Genomic DNA, 17688 nt, shown 5'->3' on the forward strand with positions numbered 1-17688 from the left:
TCCAACAGCCCGCGGCGGTCGACGCCGCGGGCGCCTCGTCGGGCATCCGTGATTTCCATGACCGCTTCCCTGCCATCATCGCCGCCTGCACTCGAGATCGTCGGTCTCGGCAAGCGGTTCCCGGGTGTCGTCGCCCTCGCCGACGTATCGCTCCGCATCGATGCGGGCAGCGTGCATGGGTTGGTCGGCCAGAACGGTGCCGGCAAGTCGACGTTGATCAACATCTTATCGGGGATGTATGCGGCCGATGAAGGCGTCGTTCGCCTTGCGGGCCAGCCGGTAGAGATCACCGACACGCGCCGCGCGCTCGGCCTTGGCATCGCCACCGTCTACCAGGAACTGAGCCTGCTTCCCAATCTGACCATTGCGGAGAACCTGTCGCTCGGTCGTGAGCCGCGCCGGCGCGGCATACTCGATCGTCCGGCCATGATCGCCGGCACCAGGCAGGCATTGGACCGGCTCGGTCTCGCGCTCGATCCACTCGCGATCGTTGGCAATCTCTCTCTGGCCGAGAAGCAGATGGTCGAGATCGCCAAGGCCCTTGCCACCGATCCCCGCATCCTCGTTCTCGACGAGCCGACCGCACCACTGGGTGCGCATGAGAGCGGCATCCTCTTTGCCGCCATCGCGAGGCTGAAGGCCCAGGGCGTCGCGATTCTCTACGTATCTCATCGCTTCGCCGAGGTCCTGGCGCTCTGCGACACCGCCACCGTGCTGCGAAACGGCCGCCATGTTGTGACCGCGCCGCTCACGGGCTGGACCGAGAGCCGCCTCACCGACGCCATGATCGGTTCGAGGACGGAGCGCTTCGAACACAAAGCGCGCCAGCCCGGCGAGGTGGCGGTCGCACTCCAGGGCATTACATTCGGACACCAGCTTCGCGGCATCGATCTCGTCGCTCGCCGCGGCGAGATAGTCGGCGTCACCGGTCTGCTCGGCGCCGGGCAGAATGAACTTGGCCGGCTCATCGGCGGCGATATCGTGGCCGATGGCGGAGAGATGGTGGTCGGCGGACGGCCACGCCGTTTTCGCGGTCCGGCAGACGCGGTCAAGGCGGGCGTCTGCCTGCTGACCGAGGAGCGCAAGGCCGAGGGCATCCTGCCCAATTTAACGCTGCGCGAGAATATCGGCGTTTCGTCGCTCAGGGATCGGCGCGGCCCCCTCGGCCTAGTTCGCACCGGCGCCGAGCAACAGGCAACGGAGGCTGCGGCCGCGACCTTCGGCGTCGTCGCTGCCTCGATGGAAACACCGATCCGCCGTCTCTCCGGCGGCAACCAGCAAAAGGCGCTGGTGGCGCGGTGGCATCTCGCCAACGTCGACATATTCGTCCTTATCGAGCCGACGCGCGGTGTCGATGTCGGCGCCCGCACCGAGATCTACCGGCGACTGGACGAGCTCGCGCGAGCCGGAAAAGCGATCATCGTCGTTTCTTCCGAACTCGCCGAAGTCCTTGCGCTTGCCGACCGGATATTGGTCGTCCGTGCCGGCCGCATCGACGTCGTGGTCGATCCGGCATCGGTCGACGAGGAAGTACTCAACCTCGTCGTACAGGGCGCGGAGGCCGCATGATCGCTTCCACGCTTCCGTCCGGTTCCGGCCGCATCGCCAGCCTTGTGACGCGGAACGCGATGCTGGTTGCGGCGGTCCTGCTGCTGGCCGCCTTCGTTCTGACATCCCCTGTTTTCGGCACGCCCGGCAACGCCGCCAACATTTTGCGCCAATCGGCGTCGGTGCTGGTCCTGGGGCTCGCCATGACGCTCGTCGTGCTGGTCGGGGGCATCGATCTCTCGGTCGGATCGGTCGTGCTGCTGTCCGCAACGTTTTCCGGCGCCGCCCTCGCTCTCGGTCTGCCGCCGGCGATGGCGGTCATGGCCGGCATTCTCGTCGGCGCCGTTGTCGGGTTAGTCAATGCGCTGCTGATCGAGGGCCTCCGCATCAGCCCGGTAATCGTGACGCTCGGCACGATGATCGCCGTTCGCGGATTGGGGCTGATGGTGCTCGGCCACTTCAATTCCTGGATTGAGATCAAGGGACCGGTTTTTGACGATCTCGCGCGGCGAACGATCCTCGGCCTACCGCTCGACGCGCTCGTCGCCATCCTGGCGGCGTTCGCCCTTGGCTTCGTGCTGCAGCGAACCGTGCTGGGGCGCGCCTTTCACGCGATAGGCGACGCGCCGGTTGCCTCGCGGCTTGCCGGGCTCCCCGTCCGCACGATGCGCGGTTGTGCCTATGTCGGCTGCGGTGCCCTGGCGGGTCTCGCAGGCGTGTTGGTCGCTGCCCGCACGGGCCTCATCAGCCCGTCGATTGGACAGGGGCTCGAATTCTTCGCCATTGCCGTGGTCGCGCTCGGCAGCGGCGGGCTGCCGGCCGGCCGGGTCTCGGTGCTCCACGCCGTCATCGGCACGCTGATCCTCATGATGATCTTCAACTACATGACGATCCGCGGCGTCCCCGGCACCTGGCAGACGACGGTGACCGGCCTGCTACTGCTGATCGCGATGGTCGGCGGGGGGGTCCTGAAGCGCGGCAGCGGCGAGGTTTCGACTGGCGAAGCCTTCCGCGACGAATATGCCAGTATGAGCGTGATGGGAGCTCGCCTGTCGCGCGGCGCCGTAACCGTCGCGACCGTCTTGCTGGCCCTCGTCTTCGCGCTCGTCAATCCGCGCTTCGCCACCCTTCCGAACGCGATCGCCCTGATCGAGCAGAACAGCACGCTGGCGATCATCGCGGTCGGCGCCATGATCGGCATCGTGTCGCGGACGGTGGACATCTCCCCGGGCTCGGTCGTGGCGCTCGGAGCCGTGGTCGCGGCGCTCGCCGCGAAGGCCGGGGTTCCCGTGCCCCTGGCGCTCGCTTTCGGGTTCGCCGGCTGCGTCGGCGTCTATGTCCTGAATGGCATCATTGTCGGCGGGCTCCGGCTCGACCCGCTCATCGTCACCCTCGCCGCGTGGATCTGGGCCCGCGGCCTCGCCATCTCCTTGACCGGAGCGAACACGGTATCCTTCGACATGGGCTTCGTGACGATGATGAACGCGCCAGTCGCCTTCGGCTTCACCCTGGTGCCGTTCCTTGTCGTCCTCGCCTTCCTGCTCGGCTGGCTGATCCTGGCGCGGCTGCCCCTTGGCCTTCGCATCTATGCCGTCGGCGGCGATCCCCGCATGCTGCGGCAGGCCGGTGTCAGCGAAGCGTGGCTCAAGCTCACGATCCTCATCGTGATGTCCGTCTTCACTGCGACCGGCATGCTGGTGATGCTGGGCCGCCTCGGTGCGGCAGCCCCGACGGCAGGTTTCGGGCTCGAACTCGATGCGATCGTCGCGGTGATCATCGGCGGCGCCTCGTTCCGCGGCGGCACCGGCCGGCTGCGCGATACGGCGATCGGCGTCGCTTTCCTCGCCATCCTCAACAATGGGCTGTCGGGCCTGCAGATGGGCGACGCGCAGTTCTATGTGATCAAGGGGACGATCATCATCGCCGCCCTGACATTGAGGGCGGTAACGCAGCTCTATTTCGAGCGGGGAGCCTCGAGATGAGCGTCTGGCCGCCGATCGATTTTGGCCATACGCCGTATGACGCCGCATTCGGCAGGGGTGATGTCTATGCGGTCAAGGGCGATGCGGCCCGGATGGCCAAGCGGCCGCTGAGGCTCGGCATTGCCGGTGCCGGCGGCGTCGCTCAGGCCAAATGGATTCCGGCCATCCGCCGTCTTGAGGTCGTCGGCGAGCCGGTGGAGATCGTCGGCATTGCCGATCCGGACGAACTGGCGCGGGAGAAGGCTGGCCGGCTCGCCGGATGCCCGGCCTATGACGACGTTCTCGCCTTGCTGGAGGAAGCCCAACCCGATCTGCTTCTGGTGCTGACAGCCGATTCCGCCCATGCCGCTGCGGCGAAGGCCGCGATCGAACGAGGGGTCGCCGCGCTGGTCGAGAAGCCGATCTGCCGCGATGCGGGTGAAGCCCGCCGGCTGGTCGAATTCGCCGACCGGCAGGGCGTTCTCCTCGGCGCCGTGGCCAACAAGCGATTCTCGCCGCCCTATGCCATGGCCAAGGCGCTGATCGAACAAGGTGCGCTGCATTCGCCGCCGAAGATATTCACGGGGAAGTTCACGCTCGGCTATCCCTATGTCGATCTTCTCGAAGGCGGCACGGTCCATCTGCTCGATCTGATGCGCTGGTTCATGGGACCGGTCGCGAAGCTGCATGCCCGCGCAATCCTGGCCGATGGCGGGCAGATCGAAAGCGCCACGATTTCGGTCGGCTTCGCTTCAGGCGCCATCGGCACACTGATGACGAGCCGCGCTGGTCTCAGCTTCAAGCCCTGGGAGCGCGTCGAGATCTTCGGTGCCAACGCATTTCTGGTTGTCGACGATCAGCGCGAGACGACGCTCTACGACGAGGAGACGGGGCCGGCCAAGAACTGGTCACCTTCCATCCCCAACACGCTGCTCTTCGACGAGGCCTTCGGCGGCTATTGCGGATTGCTCGAAAACACGCTCGACGCCATTCGCGGTCTGGTGCCGCTGGCCGCCACCGGCGCGGACGGCGCCGCCGCCGTCGAACTGATCGCGGCCATCCGCCTTGCCATCGAGAGCGGCACCGACATCGACATGAACAGCCGAGGGCTCGCCCGATGAAGATCAAGAAGCTCGAGACCTTTCTCGCCAATGCCGGCCAGCGCAATTACCTCTTCGTGCGGATCACGACCGATACCGGCATCGTCGGCATCGGCGAGGCGACGCTGGAATGGCAGGAGCGGGCCGTCGAGGTGCTGATCAATGAATGGGTTGCCTCGCGCATCATCGGCAAGGATCCATTCGACATCGAGGCGGTGATCGGCGGCATGATCCGTGACCAGTATCAGGGCGGGTCGACGGTGATGACGGCGATATCGAGCGCCGAAATCGCGCTCTGGGACATTATCGGCAAGGCGACCGGCCAGCCGGTCTACCGCCTCATCGGCGGCAAGGCGAAGCCGGTGCTGAAGGCCTATGCGAATGGCTGGTATGGCGGCTGCCAGACGGCCGGCGAATTTGCCGCGCGGGCGGCTCAGGTCATCGCGCTCGGTTATGAAGCGCTGAAATTCGACCCTTTCGCCACGGCCTGGAAACAACTCGACGCCGAGGAGGAAGACCGGGCCGTCGCGATCGTCGAGGCCATCGCCGCCGCCATCGGCCCCGGCGTCAAGATGATGATCGAGATCCATGGCCGGCTCGGCGTCAGCGACGCGATGCGCTTCATCGACCGGATAGCCCATCTTCCGATTGCCTGGTGCGAGGAGCCCGTTGCGCCGGAGAGCGTCGAACTGCTGCGCGAATTGAAGGATCGCATCCGCGTTCCGATCTCCTCCGGGGAGCGACTCTATGCCATCGCCGATTTCGCCCGTCTGATCGCGCTTCGCGCTGCCGACGTCGTGCAGATGGATGTCGCCCATTGCGGTGGGATCGCCGTCGCCAAGAAGATCGCGGCCATGGCCGCGGCGCAGGATATTGCCATCTCGCCGCATTGCTCCGTCGGTCCGGTAGCGCTCGCCGCCGCGCTCCATGTCGCATGGTCGACGCCCAACATGTTGATGCTGGAGAGCTTCGCCGAGTTCGACGTCGATTGGCGCAGCGATCTTGTCAGCGGCTGGAACCCGCTGGAACGGGGCCGCTTTGCGCTGCCCGAGCGTCCCGGCCTCGGCATCGAGCTCAACGAGGCCGCGATTGCCGCGCACCCTTATCGCCCGCTGGCCTTTCCGTCCTTGTGGGACGCGACCTGGAAGGATGAATTCACGGGAACGGCGAGACTGGCCGGCCTGTAACGGATCTGAGAACCTCACACAGGGTTCCGGTTCAGTGGTCGAGCCGGCACTCTCCGCCGTTCACTCTGTCACTATCCGTGTGGATAGGTCTTGAAATGAGGCCGAGGCCCCAATTCCGCGCCACTTCACGGTGACCGTTCCCGATGGCTGGCGGGTTCACATGCCATGGGCTGCCATGGCACTCGGCATCCTGGCTTTTGGCCCCGGCCGCGCGTCGCTCGATCACCTGATCGGTTGGTTTTTCCTTAGGCGGGCAGCGCCGGCGCTATCCGCCGGGACCTGACCAATCCGGCGCAGCGTCGAGGATGCGGCATCTGGCGGCATCGCCTCCGATCCTGCTGGGCCGAGCGGCTGCTCATGCTACGAAGGAACGGAAGCTTCGCGGCTTCGTCCCCCGGCCGGCATTGCCTGCACAAGGCAGCGCTCGACAGCGAGACCATTCATGATCCGCTTCTACTATCATCCGACGCCCAATCCGGCCAAAGTCGCGCTGCTGCTGGAGGAGACCGGACTTCAATACGAAACCATCCCGATCGACACGAGCCGCGGCGAGCAGCACTCACCGTCGTTCCGGGCGATCAATCCGAACGGCAAGGTCCCGGCGATCGTCGATACGGACGGACCCGAAGGCCGCGAGGTGCGCGTTTTCGATTCGACGGCGATCCTCCTCTACCTCGCCGAGAAGAGCGGCCGCTTCCTGGGCGCTCCCGCTGATCGTCCCGAGCTGCTGTCCTGGCTGCTGTTCATCGCCTCCGGCCTCGGACCGTTCTCAGGCCAGGCGGTGCACTTCCAGTTTGCCGCGCCGGAGGGGTTGGACTATGCGGTGAACCGCTATCGGCGCGAGGCTGAGCGGCACTACGAGGTCCTCGACGATCATCTCGAAGGCCGCGACTTCATCGTTGGAGACGACTACACCATCGCCGACATGTCGGCCTGGGGCTGGCTCGATCGGGCATCGCGCGTCCGCAAGGGCGAGGACAATCCGCTCGCGCTGTATCCCAACCTCAAACGTCTTTTCGAGACCGTCGATGCACGGCCGGCAGCTTCCCGCGCCCGGCTGGTGGGGAAAGATCACGCGTTCAAGCGAACCAATGACGAGGAAACGAGACGCGCGCTCTTCCCGTCGAACTATCCGCCCGCCATCTGAGCGGGCACCACCCAACAACGGAGACACAAATGGCGGATTCGACCGAATACACGCCGCCGAAGGTCTGGACCTGGAACCAGCCCAGCGGCGGCGCCTTCGCGAACATCAACCGGCCGATTGCCGGCCCGACTCACGACAAGGGGCTGCCCATAGGGCGCCATCCGCTGCAGCTCTATTCGCTCGCCACGCCGAACGGCCAGAAGGTGACGATCCTGCTCGAGGAGTTGCTGGCGCTCGGCCATGCGGGAGCCGAATATGACGCGTGGCTGATCAATATCGGCAAGGGCGACCAGTTCGGCAGCGGCTTCGTCGCGGTCAACCCCAATTCCAAGATCCCCGCGTTGATGGACCGTTCCGGGTCCGAGCCGATCCGCGTGTTCGAGTCGGGATCGATCCTCGTCTATCTCGCGGAAAAGTTTGGCGCGTTCCTGCCGACGGAGCAGCCGGCGCGCGCCGAATGCCTGTCCTGGCTATTCTGGCAGATGGGCAGCGCGCCCTATCTCGGCGGCGGGTTCGGTCACTTCTACGCTTATGCGCCGGTCAAGATCGAATATGCGATCAACCGCTTCGCCATGGAGGTGAAGCGCCAGCTCGACGTCCTCGACCGTCGCTTAGCGGAGAGCGAGTTCCTGGCCGGCGACGCCTATACCATCGCCGATATCGCCGTTCTCCCCTGGTATGGCGGGCTCGCCAAGGGCTGGCAGTACGGCGCCGGCGAGTTCCTTTCGGTGCAGGACTACAAGAACGTGCTGCGCTGGGCGGATGCGCTCTTCGACCGTCCGGCCGTGAAGCGGGGCCGCATGGTCAACCGCACCTACGGCGAGCTCTCGGAACAATTGCACGAGCGCCACGACGCCGGCGACTTCGAGACGAAGACGGCGGACAAGCTCGCCAAGAGCTGAGTTCGGGCCATATTCATTCACCCATTCGGGGGGCGATCGACGCTCACGTCTGGTCGATCGGCTTCCCCGCGCGGGCCGCTTCGACGAGGCGCGCCTTGAGGCGAGGCGCGGCGAAATCCATGAATGCGCCGAGCTTGCGCGGCGCGAGCCCTTGCCCGGCATGGACCAGACTGACCGGCCAGGCGGCTGGCGCAAAGGCTTCGAGGACGCATTCCAGCGCCCCCGATCGCAGCGCCGCCTCGACCTGGTATGACAGCACGCGCGTGATCCCGACCCCGGCAATCGCGGCATCGATCGCTGCCTCGGCCGTGTTGACGACAAGGCGCGGGGCAACGGTGACGCGGCGCTGGTTCGGCGGTTCGCCAAACGACCAGGCGGTGGACGAGAGAGCGCCCTCGAACGCGACAACGGCATGGCCCGCGAGATCATCGGGATCGGCGGGGCGGCCGCTTCGCCCGAGATAGGCCGGGCTGGCGCAGAGGACAGGCCGAATGATGCCGACGGTCCGCGCGACAAGGCGACTGTCGCCGAGGGCGCCGATGCGCAGCGCGATGTCCACATGATCGTCTACCAGATCGACCACCCGGTCCGAGAGGGCCAGACGGATGCGGATCTCCGGATAGGCGGCCAGGAACGCCGAGACGACCGGCAGCACATGCAGCCGGCCGAACACGATCGGCGCGGAGATGACGAGTTCGCCGCGGGGAACCGCATATTCGCCGGCCGCCACCCGCTCGGCCTCCTCGACGCGCTCGAGAATCTGCCGGCATGCCGCGACATAGGTGCGCCCCGCCTCCGTCAGCGCCAGCTGCCGGGTAGTCCGCGACAGCAACCGCGTTCCGAGATTCGCTTCGAGATCGGCAACCTTGCGGCTCACGGTGGCGAGCGGCATGCCGAGCGCGCGGCCCGCGGCCGAAAAGCTGCCTCCATCAACCACGGCGACAAGCACGCTCATCTGATCGAAGCGATCCATCCGTTTGTTCCATGAATCGGGATAGTCATTCTCGAAATGGCAGTCTATTCCGAATAATGGAGCATTGCTACGTCAGGAGCCGCGGCGCCACCTTCGGCCCGCTTCAATCCAAGGTGTTCCCGATGTCCCGTATCCCGACCCCCGCCAGCATCGACGCCGCACCGGAGGCCTCGCGGCCGCTGCTTGAGGCCGTGAAGAAGAAGATCGGCGTCGTGCCGAACCTCTTCCGCGTCGTCGCAAACAGTCCGGCCGCGCTCGAAGGCTATCTCGCCCTCTCGGCGGCGCTCGACAAGGGCGTGCTGGCCGCCGCGACCCGCGAGCGGATCGCCCTCGCCGTCGCAGAGCTCAATGGCTGCGCCTATTGCGTGTCGGCCCACACCTATATCGGCAGCACGGTCGCCAAGCTCGACGAAGTTGAGATCGCCGCCAACCGCGCCGGCCATTCGACCGACGCTCAGGCAGATGCCGCCGTGCGCTTTGCGGCAAGGCTCGTTTTGGAGCGCGGCCATGTCGACGACGCCGATCTCGCTGCGCTCCGGGCGGCCGGCTATGGCGACGCCGAGATCATCGAGATCGTCCAGCATGTCGCGCTCAACACCTGGACCAATTACGTCAACGAGGTCGCTAGGACCGTGATCGACTTCCCCGCCGTCACTGCGCTGAAGGCCGCCTGAGCCGGAGTGGCCGCCGGCCTCGCGCCGGCGGCTTGTGTGCCGACCAAGGATGAGAGAGAGCCATGACCCGCCCGCCCTTGCCGCCGTTTACGTCCGACTCCGCTGCCGAAAAGGTCCGCATGGCGGAGAACGCCTGGAACGGTCGAGACCCGGCCGCGGTCGCGCTCGCCTACACGCCGGACAGTCTCTGGCGAAACCGCACGGAATTTCTCGCCGGCCGCGCGGCCATCACCGCGTTCCTCGCGCGAAAATGGTCGACGGAGCTGGACTATCGCCTCGTCAAGGAGCTCTGGACCTTTGCAGCCGACCGCATCGCCGTGCGCTTCGCTTATGAATGGCACGACGCCGGCGGCCAGTGGTTTCGCAGCTATGGCAACGAGAACTGGGAGTTTGACTCGGCCGGGCTGATGCGGCGGCGGATTGCCAGCATCAACGATCACCCGATCGCCGACGCCGAACGTCGGTTTCATTGGCCGCTCGGCCCCCGCCCATCCGAGCATCCCGGTCTGTCGGAACAGGGACTCTAGGGAGGCGTCATGATCATGTCCCAAGCCACGCCGAGCGATGTGGCCTTCAGCCCGACGGTGAAGGCGATCCAGCAGCAGAAGGGTTCCCGCCGCGCCTATGCGCGACAGGAGGAGGCCGGCGGCTGGCCCGACCACATCGATCCGGGGATGGCCGCCTTCATCGGAGCGCAGACAAGCGTTTTCCTCGGAACGGCCAGTGCGGAGGGTCAGCCCTATATCCAGCATCGAGGCGGACCGCCGGGCTTTCTCAAGGTTCTCGACTCGAAGACGCTCGGCTTTGCCGATTTCGCAGGGAACCGGCAATATATCACGCTCGGCAATCTCGCCGACAATCCGAAGGCCTTCCTGTTCCTGATCGACTATACCCACCGCCGCCGTGTCAAGATCTGGGGCACGGCTCGGATGGTCGAGGGCGACGAGCCACTGCTCAGGCGCCTGATGCCAGAGCACTACAAGGCGCGGCCGGAACGGGCACTGCTGTTCGACGTCGCGGCGCTCGACATCAACTGCCCACAGCACATTCCCCAGCGCTTCGAGGCGGCCGATGTCTCGGCCGCCCTCGCCGCACGCGACCAGCGGATCGCTGAACTGGAGGGGGAGCTCGAGCGCCTGCGGCGCGCGTGACGATCGAGCTTGAGCGGCTCTGTCGGACCTTAGTCACTGCTCCTGCCGCTCTTGCTTGATCGAAGCGCGACGGTCGCGAAAGCTGGAATGGGGTCGAAAGCCCGCAGTTGGCCACGATTGTGGGTCCCGGAGGATTGGCGACGATCACCGGCCTTGCAGAGATGTGGGGCCGGCCGTTAGGCGTGTCAGCGGGCGCTCAGCTGTTTCTCACGCCACGCCCGCCAGCGCCGGCGCAACTCGCCGTCGCGAAGGCCGATCGCATCGTCCGAAACCTCCGCGCTTACCATGCGGTCGGTGCGAAAGTGCCGGAAATCCCGCCGCAATTCGCACCAGGCCACCAGCAACCGGCTAGTCTCGGAATACCCCAGAATGACGGGCCAGACGATACGAACTGTCAGCTCTTCGGATTCCGACCGATAGCCAAGGCGGAGTTTTCGTCCGTCTCGGATTGCTTTGCGAATAGATGCGGCATCTATGCTCTCGCTCGGCAGCGACTGCGGCGGCCTTATGCCCATGCTCGGTTCGGCGATGAACGGTAGAAGGGCATCGGGAATGACAGCCGCTATTTTGCTGACGACATCGCTGGCAGCGTTGGCGATGGCCGCGTCCGAATGCGAGGCCACCCATTGGGCGCCGAGAACGATGGCTTCAATCTCGTCCGGCGTGAACATGAGAGGTGGCATGTCGAAGCCGGGCTGGAGAACGTAGCCAAGGCCGGGCGCACCGCTGATCGGTACCCGCTGGCCCATCAGATCGGCAATGTCGCGATAGACTGTACGCTTGGAAACTTCCAGTTCCCGCGCGATGGCTGCGGCCGTCCGCGGCCGGCTGCTACGCCGGAGGATCTGAATGAGCTGAAAAAGACGGTCCGCTCTGCGCATATGTTGACTCGTGCTGCCATGATGCTGGCAACACCGGTGTGAAACAAGCTCTGCGATACGCGGCAAAAGTGCCGCTAGCGCAGGAGCTGATTTTGAAACTCGCATCCATCCGCATCATCGCCGGCGACGTCCAACAGATGGTCGCCTTCTATGAGATGGTCACAGGGGTCTCTGCACATTGGCTGGCGCCGGTGTTTGCCGAACTCATCATGCCTGGCGCGGTCATTGCGATCGGCTCGGTGGAGACAGTTCCACTCTGGCAGGAAAACAGCGCCGAGCCGGGTGCCAACCGCACGATTTTCAGCGAGTTTCAGGTCGCCGATATCGATGTGGAATACGCCCGCCTCAAAGATCGCGTTCCCCTCGTGCATGAACTCAAAACCATGCCTTGGGGCAATAGAACGTTCCAGTTCCGCGATCCGGAAGGCAATGCCGTATCGCTGTTCATGCCGGCGACGGAGGAGGCTAGACGCCGGTTCGCCGGCCGGTGATCGAAATAGAGACGTGGCGCGCAATGTCCTAATCCTGAACATCGTCGATGAAGTCACACGGGAATGCCTGGCGGCCATACCCGACACCTCGATCGCGGGAAGGCGTGTGGTCCGCGACTTGGCGGCTCTGATCGAACAGCGTGGCAAGCTCGGCATGATTGTTTCCGACAACGGCACCGAATTCACCTCGAACGCCATGCTCGCCTGGGTGCCGGGGAACCGCGTCACCTGGCATTTCATCGCGCCGGGCAGGCCGATGCAAAACGGCGTCTGCGAGAGCTTCAACGGCCGCATGCGTGACGAACGGCTCAACGAGAGCCTGTTCTTCGGGCTCGACCATGCCCGAGCCAAGATCGCCGAATGGGTTGACGACTATAACCTCCGTCGGCTTCACTCGGCGCTCGAAGACATTCCACCGGCGGCCTACGCCGCCAGTCTCATCACCACCGCACAATCCCGCGCAAAACCCGCCGAGGCTCCAATCGCCGCTGGATGACAAACCAGCGGCAGGTCAAGCCGTCTGCAGCGAAGCAGCAGTCGAGGCCCGCGAGCCCATGCTGATCATAGAAGCGGCTATCGTGGTGAGCGGTACTCTAGTAATTCGGCGAGAGGGTAGCCCTCAAAACGCTTGACAGTTTTCGTCACGACGTAGGTGAAATAGACAGAAATGCCAATCTCTCGCGCCAGAAGATCATCTATGACTTCCTGATAGTGACCGATGCTTCTGGCGACGATCTGGAGGACATAGTCTATCCCGCCCCCGACTGCGTAGCAGTTGATGATCTCTGGAATGTTCTTCACCACTTGCTCGAACCGCATGAAATGTGCGCTCGTGTGGTATTGCAGGCTGAGCGTGGTGACGATGAGTTCGGTCTTGATGAGCCGCGCCAGGTCGATCTCGGTGTTGTAGCCCCGCACATAGCCGGCTTTTTCGAGCTTTTGCAGGCGGTCCCAGCAAGACGATAGCGACAGTCCGATCGCGGCGGCGAGGTCGACCTTCTTGATACGGCCGTTGCTTTGCAGAAGCGTCAGGATCCTGACATCTACCGCATCAAGCTTTTCCTCCGACATCAACGTCTCCTCATCAGGCTGAAGGTTCGCTGCTCAGCGAAAGGTCCGCTCCAGCCAGCCTTTTGGCAGAGCGGGAACAAAATTTCCATCGCGCCCGGTCATGTCATCGTTGGCAATCAACGCATTCAGGATTGCCTCCTCGATACCGTGCACGACGGCATCGAAAAACGGATCGATGTCGCAATCGGGAATATACTCGGCACGCGCAACAGCGCCGCTGGCGCAGGCGGCGGCCTCGCCGTTTGCCGTCGAAAAGGCAAGGAAGATATCTCCGGAGCTGTGATAGCCGAGGCCGCCGGTCCAGGCTATGCCGAGCGGAATTCGACGGGCGAGCCGCTTCAATTGATGAGGCAGGAAGGGCGCGTCGGTTGCCACCACGGCGATGATTGAGCCCTTCTCGCGACGCGGCGTGCGTTCAACCATAGGCGGCTCGGCGAGTTCGGCCCCGACCCGCCGGCCACGAATCATCAGATTGCGGCGTTTGCCGAAATTGGCCTGCACGAAGCTGCCGATCGTATAGGTCAGGCCTTGCCAGTCGACCTCCCGTGACGCCGTGCCAGAGCCAGCCTTGAATTCATAGGCGATCATGCCAGTGCCGCCGCCGACGCTGCCTTCGTCGATTGCGCCGGTGGTGGCGGAGTCGATGGCGGCGGCGACATGCGCCATCGTTACGTGATGGCCGTTGATGTCGTTCAGGAATCCGTCATAGGTCTCGGCCGCGACCGGCAGGCCCCACGCGGCGTCGAGCGCGTCGGGCGCGGTCGCCGTCAGCCAGCGCAGCGTGCCGTCGCGGGTGACGCCGCAGGAATGGGTGTTGGTGATGGTGATCGGGAAGGTGAACGCGCCGATCTCCTCGATGATGTGCGACCCGGTCATCTCGCCATTGCCGTTGGCACTGAACAGTCCAGCGAAAACCGGCTGCGCGAGGTCAGCCCTTGGCCGCGGCAGGATCGCGGTGACGCCGGTACGGATCGGGCCTTCGCCGACAACGAGCGGGCCGCCGCCCTCGATCAGGGTCGTGTAGCCAACGGCCACGCCCGGCACGTCGGTGATGGCGTTGTTTGGCCCCGGACGTCCTTCGAAGGGGATCGCGTAGTGCCGGGCACGCGGCTTGCCGGCTGGCGTGGTGTGGTGGCTGGAGAGGGGCATGGTCGAACTCACGCGGAAAGGACGGCGCCAAAGGCTATGGAATGCAATGGAACGATACGCCCGCCAGGCGGCGTCCCTATCGGGCGAGTGTTACGGACGACCGCCTAGCACAGGCGCCGCATAAAACGGCAGATGCTCCGTGCGCGGCTGCCACGCCCCGGTCTCGATGAGGCCACCGATGTGATCGGCAATCTCGCTAAGGGTCGCGAACCAGACGTCGCCCTTCGCTTGCATATGCCGTACCAGATCGCGAATCGCCAAAGCCTGGGCCGGACGCCCGCTGACGGCGGGATGCCAGACCGACACCCAGAGGCCGCCGAACTCCCACAACGCGTCGAACTCGGCTTTGTAGACCTCCAGCGCCTGACGCGGCGATGAGATCTTCATCAGATAGTCGAAGGCGCGGCTTGAAACATACTGGTTGTAGTCGTCGACCGAAGCCGGCACGGACAGTTCCAGCAGGCGTCCCTTGCCATTGTCGAGCACGATCGGGACATCGTCGGCGAACAGCGAGGAATCATAGGCAAGGCCAGCTTCGATCAGCAGGTCGAAGGTCTTCGGCGACAGGCCGTAATAGGGAGCGCGATAACCACGCGGGCGGCAGCCCGTAGTGCGTTCGATGATCTCGATGCCGCGTTGCAGCGTTTCGCGCTCTGCCTCGACCGATTGTTGGTTCGGCCATTCGTGGAAATGGCCGTGGTGACCGATCTCGTTGCCATGCCGAAGGATCGCTTCAATCGCCGCCGGATAGGTCTCCATCACCCAGCCCGGAACGAAGCAGGTGAGGGGGACGTTGTGGGCGGCGAACAGTTCGGCGAGCCGGGGCGTGGCGACGAAGGGATCGTAACGCATATGCGCCAGCGCATGCGGCATATCGATCGCGCCAGCTCTGTGCGTCGCATGCACGACGCTGTCGGCGTCGACATCGAAACTGAATGCGACCGCACAACGCGCCCCGTTGGGCCAGGGAGGCGGATTCCGGATCATCGGGGTCTTATCCTCAGGAAAGCCAACGCCGCTCGGGCGAATTCGAGCCTCTACCCTAACACGGTCGCCGCGACGGCAAGTCGGCGTAGGGCGGCCGCGTGCGTTGAAGAAAACTCTAGCTGGTCCGCACGCCGCCATCCATAAAGAGGTCATGCAGGTGGCGGGTGTCGATCTCGCCAGCGGGCACGTCCAGCGCCTCGCGGCCGCGCACGAGGACGCAGACCCGATCGGCGATCTCGAGCGCCTTGTTGACGTTCTGTTCGACCAGCAGGACTGGGATCGACAGCGTTTTGTGGATGTCCTGGATTGCCCTGAAGACGATGTCGACGGTGGCCGGGGCCAGATCGCTGCTCGGCTCGTCGAGCAACAGCACCTTCGGCTTCAGGAGCAGAGTCAAGCCGATCGAGAGCATACGTCGTTCTCCTCCGCTGAGATTGCCGGCGCGTTCGCGTCGCCGCTCCTTGATCCGGGGGAAGAGGGCGAAGACCTCCTCGACGTCATGCGCGAACTGCTTCGGCCGCAGGTAACCGCCCATGCGCAGGTTGTCGGTGACGCTCATGTCCTGGAAAACATTGCGAGTCTGCGGAACATAGCCGAGGCCGGCGGCGGCGCGGAGGTGCGGGGGAGCCGCCGTGATCGGCTTGTCACCCAGCGCCAGAGCTCCGCTTGTAACGCGGGTGAGGCCCATCGCCGTCTTCAGGACGGTGGACTTGCCGCAGCCATTGGCGCCGAGAATGGTGAGGATCTCGCCTGCGCGCAACGTCAGCGAAAGGTCGTTGAGAACTGTGATCGTTCCGTAGCCGGCAGTCACGTTCCTCAGGGAGAGAATTTCCATGCGCCAGTTCCTAGGAATTTGCCGGTTGGCCGAGATAGGAACGGATCACGGTTTCGTTGCCGCGAATCTCGGCTGGGGTGCCTTCGGCGATCACCTGGCCGCCATCCAGCACGAAGACGTGGTCGCAGACATTGGCGATCATTTCCATATTATGCTCGATCAGGATGATGATCCGTCCTTCGTCGCGCAGCGCCTTGAGCAGCGCCACCTGTTGTTCGATCAGCACCGGATTGACGCCCGCCGCCGGTTCGTCGAGCAGGAGCGCTGCCGGATCCGACATCAGTAGCATGCCCATGGTCAGCAGCTTCTGCTGCCCGCCCGAGAGGCTGCCGGCATAGTCGTTGGCCTTGTGGCCAAGGCCGAGTCTTTCGAGCATGGCGGTTGCGCGTTTGCTTGCCTGCTTTTCCTGCGCCTTGACCTTGCCGGGCCTGAGGAGCAGGTCGGCGATGCGCTCGCCACAATGGTCGCGCTCCCCAGCCAGCATGTTCTGGAATACCGTCAGGCGATGGGCGAGTCGGGGCACCTGGAAGGTTCGGCCAATGCCGGCTTGGGCGACCTTGTCGGGCCGGCCGATCGGCAGCGGCAGATTGCCAAGGGTCAACTGGCCGCTATCGGGCACATAGACGCCGCCGATGACATTGAGCAGCGTTGACTTGCCGGATCCGTTGGGGCCGATCAGGCCGGTCACCGTGCCAGGTCTCGCCTCGATGGTGACGCCACGCAGCGCCATGAAACCACCGAAGGAGAGGGTGATGTCAGTCGCGCTCAGCATCGTGCACCTGCTTCGCTTCGGGGATGAGGCCCTGCGGCCGATAGAGGAACATCAGCACCAGCACGAGGCCGAAAGAGGCAAGCCGGAGATTGGCGATCAGGTCGGGCGGAAGGTCGATCCACTGGGCGATGAAGCGGGACGACACGCCGAGCAGCTGGATGATCGCCGCGCCGAAGATGACGCCCATGTTGCGACCGGGGCCTCCGAGGATCACCGCGGTCCAGATGATGAAGGTCTCGGTAACGGTGAAGCTGGAGGGAGCCACGTAGCCGGTGATGTGAGCGTAGGTGACACCCGCCGCCGCGGCCATCATCCAGGCAATCACGGAGACGGAGGCCTGGTAGCGGATGGGACTGCGGCCAAGTGTCGAGGCCAGGATCTCGTCCTCGCGCACCACCCTGAGCATGCGGCCATAGGGGGACGAACTGATGCGCTGGGCCAGCAGGAACGTGACGATCAGCACGGCCACGGCAATGGTCATCGCCAGGATTGGATCGATGATGCGCGGCACGTTGAGGCCGTCGGCGCCGCCGGTTAACGCCGGGGTATTGAGAACCGTGAGACGGAATATCTCGGCCGCCCCGAGCGTGATCAGCGCCCAATAGTCCTGCGCCAGCCTTTGCGCCGGCATGATGACCAGCAGGGCGATGAGGGGGGCCGCGATCAGCCCGGCGAGGGCGCCGATCCACCAGGGATAGCCGAGCGAGGCCGCGATGCCGGCGGCGTAGGCGCCAAGCGCGAAAGGAAGGATCTGGCCGAAATTGACCAGACCGGTCATGCCGAACTGGATGTTCAGGCTTAGGGCAAGTATCGACCAGACCGCGATGATGGTGATCGAATAGACGGCGAAATCAAGCAT

Annotated in this window: 18 protein-coding genes and 1 pseudogene; 11 read left to right on the forward strand and 8 right to left on the reverse strand. The window is 64.7% G+C overall.

The genetic code is table 11. The features are described 5' to 3' along the window. Positions 1-57 precede the first annotated feature (57 nt). From OSH05_RS19875 to yghU, 6 genes are all read left to right on the forward strand, one after another. Positions 58-1569 carry a sugar ABC transporter ATP-binding protein gene (locus tag OSH05_RS19875; protein WP_104217924.1) on the forward strand — a complete coding sequence of 504 codons (1512 nt, stop codon included), beginning with the start codon at positions 58-60 and terminating at the stop codon, positions 1567-1569. Next, positions 1566-3530, forward strand: a complete 1965-nt coding sequence (locus OSH05_RS19880; protein WP_104217923.1) for an ABC transporter permease — start codon at positions 1566-1568, stop codon at positions 3528-3530. Before OSH05_RS19875 ends, OSH05_RS19880 begins: the two co-directional genes overlap by 4 nt. Then, positions 3527-4630: a Gfo/Idh/MocA family oxidoreductase gene (locus OSH05_RS19885; RefSeq protein WP_104217922.1), complete on the forward strand. Its 1104-nt coding sequence runs from the start codon at positions 3527-3529 to the stop codon at positions 4628-4630. The genes OSH05_RS19880 and OSH05_RS19885 overlap by 4 nt, the downstream gene beginning before the upstream one ends. Further along, positions 4627-5796 carry a mandelate racemase/muconate lactonizing enzyme family protein gene (locus OSH05_RS19890; protein ID WP_104217921.1) on the forward strand — a complete coding sequence of 390 codons (1170 nt, stop codon included), beginning with the start codon at positions 4627-4629 and terminating at the stop codon, positions 5794-5796. The genes OSH05_RS19885 and OSH05_RS19890 overlap by 4 nt, the downstream gene beginning before the upstream one ends. Positions 5797-6238: 442 nt before the next feature. Next, on the forward strand, positions 6239-6943 hold the full coding sequence (locus tag OSH05_RS19895; protein WP_104217920.1) for a glutathione S-transferase family protein: 705 nt from the start codon (positions 6239-6241) through the stop codon (positions 6941-6943). Between the two features lie 29 nt (positions 6944-6972). Further along, positions 6973-7845 carry a glutathione-dependent disulfide-bond oxidoreductase gene (yghU, locus tag OSH05_RS19900; RefSeq protein ID WP_104217919.1) on the forward strand — a complete coding sequence of 291 codons (873 nt, stop codon included), beginning with the start codon at positions 6973-6975 and terminating at the stop codon, positions 7843-7845. A 43-nt stretch (positions 7846-7888) separates the two neighbouring features. Here the strand turns inward: yghU and OSH05_RS19905 are convergent, their stop codons facing one another. Continuing rightward, positions 7889-8818: a LysR family transcriptional regulator gene (locus tag OSH05_RS19905; RefSeq protein WP_104217918.1), complete on the reverse strand. Its 930-nt coding sequence runs from the start codon at positions 8816-8818 to the stop codon at positions 7889-7891. 122 nt (positions 8819-8940) lie between these two features. On the opposite strand from OSH05_RS19905, the gene OSH05_RS19910 reads away from it, so the two are divergent. From OSH05_RS19910 to OSH05_RS19920, 3 genes are all read left to right on the forward strand, one after another. After that, positions 8941-9492: a carboxymuconolactone decarboxylase family protein gene (locus OSH05_RS19910; protein ID WP_104218215.1), complete on the forward strand. Its 552-nt coding sequence runs from the start codon at positions 8941-8943 to the stop codon at positions 9490-9492. Positions 9493-9554: 62 nt separating this feature from the next. Continuing rightward, a complete protein-coding gene (locus OSH05_RS19915; protein ID WP_104217917.1) occupies positions 9555-10019 on the forward strand; it encodes a nuclear transport factor 2 family protein in 465 nt (154 codons plus the stop codon). A 15-nt stretch (positions 10020-10034) separates the two neighbouring features. Next, on the forward strand, positions 10035-10643 hold the full coding sequence (locus tag OSH05_RS19920) for a pyridoxamine 5'-phosphate oxidase family protein (protein WP_407660425.1): 609 nt from the start codon (positions 10035-10037) through the stop codon (positions 10641-10643). Positions 10644-10828: 185 nt separating this feature from the next. On the opposite strand, the gene OSH05_RS19925 is transcribed toward OSH05_RS19920, so the two are convergent. Continuing rightward, positions 10829-11524, reverse strand: coding sequence for a helix-turn-helix transcriptional regulator (locus OSH05_RS19925; protein WP_104217915.1), 696 nt, complete (start codon positions 11522-11524; stop codon positions 10829-10831). A 92-nt stretch (positions 11525-11616) separates the two neighbouring features. Here OSH05_RS19925 and OSH05_RS19930 point away from each other — a divergent pair, with 92 nt between their 5' ends. Both OSH05_RS19930 and OSH05_RS19935 read left to right on the forward strand, forming a co-directional pair. Beyond that, entirely contained in the window at positions 11617-12015 is a 399-nt protein-coding gene (locus tag OSH05_RS19930; protein WP_104217914.1) for a VOC family protein, read from the forward strand. 19 nt (positions 12016-12034) lie between these two features. Further along, positions 12035-12511, forward strand: a pseudogene (locus OSH05_RS19935) (integrase core domain-containing protein); the annotation flags it as partial. Positions 12512-12588: 77 nt separating this feature from the next. On the opposite strand, the gene OSH05_RS19940 reads toward OSH05_RS19935, so the two are convergent. The 6 genes from OSH05_RS19940 to OSH05_RS19965 form a co-directional block, all read right to left on the reverse strand. Further along, positions 12589-13086 carry an Lrp/AsnC family transcriptional regulator gene (locus tag OSH05_RS19940; RefSeq protein WP_104217913.1) on the reverse strand — a complete coding sequence of 166 codons (498 nt, stop codon included), beginning with the start codon at positions 13084-13086 and terminating at the stop codon, positions 12589-12591. A 33-nt stretch (positions 13087-13119) separates the two neighbouring features. After that, positions 13120-14235, reverse strand: coding sequence for a DmpA family aminopeptidase (locus OSH05_RS19945; RefSeq protein WP_104217912.1), 1116 nt, complete (start codon positions 14233-14235; stop codon positions 13120-13122). 90 nt (positions 14236-14325) lie between these two features. Continuing rightward, positions 14326-15222 (reverse strand): polysaccharide deacetylase family protein, encoded by an 897-nt coding sequence (locus OSH05_RS19950; RefSeq protein WP_104217911.1) that lies wholly within the window; start codon positions 15220-15222, stop codon positions 14326-14328. Positions 15223-15337: 115 nt separating this feature from the next. Beyond that, positions 15338-16057: a branched-chain amino acid ABC transporter ATP-binding protein gene (locus OSH05_RS19955; protein WP_104217910.1), complete on the reverse strand. Its 720-nt coding sequence runs from the start codon at positions 16055-16057 to the stop codon at positions 15338-15340. Between the two features lie 10 nt (positions 16058-16067). Next, positions 16068-16829 carry an ABC transporter ATP-binding protein gene (locus OSH05_RS19960; protein WP_133163060.1) on the reverse strand — a complete coding sequence of 254 codons (762 nt, stop codon included), beginning with the start codon at positions 16827-16829 and terminating at the stop codon, positions 16068-16070. Next, a complete protein-coding gene (locus OSH05_RS19965) occupies positions 16813-17688 on the reverse strand; it encodes a branched-chain amino acid ABC transporter permease (RefSeq protein ID WP_104217908.1) in 876 nt (291 codons plus the stop codon). The genes OSH05_RS19960 and OSH05_RS19965 overlap by 17 nt, the downstream gene beginning before the upstream one ends.

Source organism: Kaistia algarum (genome assembly GCF_026343945.1).
GTDB classification, from domain to species: domain Bacteria; phylum Pseudomonadota; class Alphaproteobacteria; order Rhizobiales; family Kaistiaceae; genus Kaistia; species Kaistia algarum.